Raw genomic sequence first — 3,445 nt, 5'->3', positions numbered from 1 at the left:
GCGGGCAGAGCAGCCCGGTCCACCTTGCCGTTCACCGTCAACGGCAACTCCTCCAGCACCACCACCGCCGACGGCACCATGTACTCCGGCAACCGTGTCTCGGCCAACTCACGTACGGAGGCCGCGAGTTCTCCGTCAGCCTCTCGGCCAGGGACGACGTAGGCCACCAGACGGGGCCCGCCCGTACCGTCCTCACGAGCGATCACCGCGGCCTGCGCCACGTCCGCGTGCGCGGCGACCGCCGCCTCCACCTCACCCAACTCGATCCGGAACCCACGGATCTTCACCTGATCGTCGGCACGGCCGAGGAACACCAGCTCGCCGTCCGCCGACCACCGCACCACATCCCCGGTCCGGTAGAGCCTAGAACCGTCACCCGCGAACGGATCCGCAACGAACCGGCCCGCCGTCAACCCCGGCCGCCCCAGGTAGCCTCGGGTCACTCCCGCGCCGGTGACGTACAGCTCACCGGCCACACGCGGCGGAACCGGCCGCAGCCACTCGTCCAGCACATACACCCGCGCATTCGCCACCGGCGAACCGATCCGCACCTCGGGCGCGTCGGGCCGGTACCGCCAAGCCGCCGCGTCCACGGTCGTCTCCGTCGGACCGTAGGTGTTGAACAGCATGCGCCCGGCCGACCAGCGCGCGAGCAACTCCGCCGACGACGCCTCGCCACCCACGTCGATCACGACGCCTTCGCGGATCGATCCGCTGTCCAGAGTCGCCAACGCGGCGGGCGGCAGCGACACATGGGTGACCTCCTGCTCGGCCAGGAACGAAGCGAGCTCCGTACCGAGCCGGCGCTCCGACGGCACCATGACCAGCGTCGCCCCGGACAGCAGGGCCAGTGACCAGTCCGCGCAGAACTGGTCGAAACTCACCGATGCGAACTGCGCGACCCGTCCTCCCGGAGCCGTACCGAACCGAGTCCGACCGGCCTGAGCCAGGTTCAGCAGGCCCGAGTGCACGGCCACGACGCCCTTGGGCACTCCGGTGGACCCCGAGGTGTAGATCACGTAGGCGGGGTGCGCCGGCAGGAGCGGTGCCCGCCGGTCGGTGTCGAGCAGGTCGCCGGGCGAGCACTCCGCCAGGCGCTCGGTCGTGGCCGGGGCGTCCAGCAGCAGGAGCGGCGTCGCCACACTCGGCATCGACTGCGCCACGCCCGACTCGGTGAGGACGCACACGGGTCGGGCATCGGCGAGCATGAACTTCAGCCGTTCCGCCGGATAGTCCGGGTCCAGTGGGAGATAGGCCCCGCCCGCCTTCAACACCCCGAGCACGGCCACGATCAGATCCACACCCCGCGACAGGCACAGACCCACCACCGACTCCGGCCCGACACCCAGACCCACCAGATACCGCGCCAGCCGGTTCGCCCGCGCGTTCAACTCCCCGTACGACACCTCCGCTCCCCCGGCACACACCACCGCCACCGCATCCGGAGTCAGCGCCGCCTGGCGTTCGAACCGCTCGACCGCCGTCTCCACGGGAACCGCCACACCCGTGTCGTTCCACTCCCGCAGCACACGGTCACGCTCGGCCGCACCCAGCACGTCGACCGCGTTCACGCGCACACCCGGATCCCCGGCCACCGTCTCCAGGACACGCACGAACCGCTCCGCGATCAACTGCGCCGACTCACGGTCGAACAGATCCGCCGAGACCGTCACCAGGCCACGCAGTCCGGCGGGCGTGCCTCCCTCCACCACTTCGCTGATGGTGACGTCCAGGTCGAACTTCGCGGGTACACCCTTCGTCGGCATCGCCGATGCGGTCAGTCCGGGCAGCCGCAGTGCGGCCCGGCCCGTGTTCTGCACGGTGAGCATGACCTGGAACAGGGGATGCCGTGCCAACGACCGCGTCGGCGACAGCACCTCCACCAGACGCTCGAAGGGGACGTCCTGATGGTCGAGGGCGTCCAGCCCGGTTTCCCGCGCGCGGTCCACCAGTTCAGCGAAGGTGGGCGCGCCGGAGAGGTCCGTCCGGAGCACGAGCGTGTTGACGAAGAACCCGATCAGGTCGTCCAGGGCGTCGTCGGTCCGCCCTGCCACGGGGGTGCCGACGACGATGTCCTCGCCGGCGCCCAGTCGGGTCAGCAGCACCCCGAGCGCGGCCTGCAGCACCATGAACAGCGTCGCGTCCTGCTGCCGGGCGATCTCCGCCAGTCTCCGGTGGACCTGCGCGGGGACGGTCAGCGTGACCTGGTGACCGTCGTACCCCGACATCACGGGCCGGGGCCGGTCGGTCGGCAGCACCAGCTCCTCCGGTGCCCCGGCCAGCGCCTTGCGCCAGTACGCCACCTGTTCGGACAGCAGACTGTCCGGATCGTCCTCGTCTCCCAGCAGGTCCCGCTGCCAGATCGCGTAGTCGGCGTACTGCACCGGCAACGGCGTCCAGTCCGGCGCCTCGCCCCGGCACCGGGCGGCGTACGCAGCCGACAGGTCACGCGCCAGCGGCCCCAGCGACCAGCCGTCGGACACGATGTGGTGCATGACCATGAGCAGCACGTTCTCGTCCGGTGCCTGAGTGAACAGCCAGACGCGGAAGCAGAGTTCGCGGGAGAGGTCGAACGGCCGGGCCGCCGCCTCCCGTACGGCCTCGTCCACGTCCTCGGCGGCGGTCTCGACGACGGCCGGCTCCCAGTCGAGGTCGTCCATCGCGACGATGCGCTGCCGCGGGATCCCGTCCTGCTCCGGAAAGACGGTGCGCAGAGCCTCGTGACGGCTCAGGACGTCACGCAAGGCCGCGCTCAACGCGGCCACGTCCAGAACACCGGTGAGCCGGATGGCGACGGGAGTGTTGTAGGACGGGTTGGGTCCTTCGAGCCGGTCGAGGAACCACAGGCGCTGCTGGGCGTACGACAGCGGAATCATCACCGTTACTCCCCGTGCTCTCGTGTGTTCCTCGGACGCAGGGCGGGCCTGCTCTTCGTCTTCTTGGCTTGCTGCAGGCGGGTGGCGAGTTGGGCGGGGGTGGGTGCGTCGAACAGGTCCCGGATACGCAACTCGGCGTCCAGCACACTGCGCACCCGCGCGATCAACCGCGTCGCCAGCAGGGAATGACCCCCCAGAGCGAAGAAATCATCCTCCGCGCCGACTTCCTCAACGCCCAGGACCTCGCCGAAGAGCCCGCACAACGCCTCTTCCTGCGCGGTCACCGGCCGCCGCGACACCTGCGCACCCGTCCGGCCCGGCACCGGCAGCGCCGCCCGGTCCACCTTGCCGTTCACCGTCAACGGAAGCTCCTCCAGCACCACCACCGCCGACGGCACCATGTACTGCGGCAACCGCTCCGCCACGAACTCCCGCACCGAACCCGGCAGATCATCACCGGCACCCGGCTCGGCAACCACATACGCCACCAGCTGACGGCCCCCCGGCATGTCCTCACGGGCAATCACCGCCACCCGGGCCACAGCCGGATGCGCGGCCACCACGGCCTG

General features: G+C 70.4%; 2 protein-coding genes. Both read right to left on the bottom strand.

The window, feature by feature from the left end; genetic code table 11:
- A partial coding sequence (locus ACFY0P_RS52050; protein ID WP_388929516.1) for an amino acid adenylation domain-containing protein occupies window positions 1–2,876 on the bottom strand: 2,876 nt, incomplete at its 3' end.
- A 5-nt stretch (window positions 2,877–2,881) separates the two neighbouring features.
- A partial coding sequence (locus ACFY0P_RS52045) for a phosphopantetheine-binding protein (RefSeq protein WP_388929515.1) occupies window positions 2,882–3,445 on the bottom strand: 564 nt, incomplete at its 5' end.

Origin of the sequence: Streptomyces sp. NPDC001714 (assembly GCF_042892755.1) — a bacterium.
Lineage (GTDB): Bacteria > Actinomycetota > Actinomycetes > Streptomycetales > Streptomycetaceae > Streptomyces.
The sequence above is the reverse complement of the archived record's forward strand: the minus strand, read 5'-3'. Positions and strand labels throughout refer to the sequence as shown.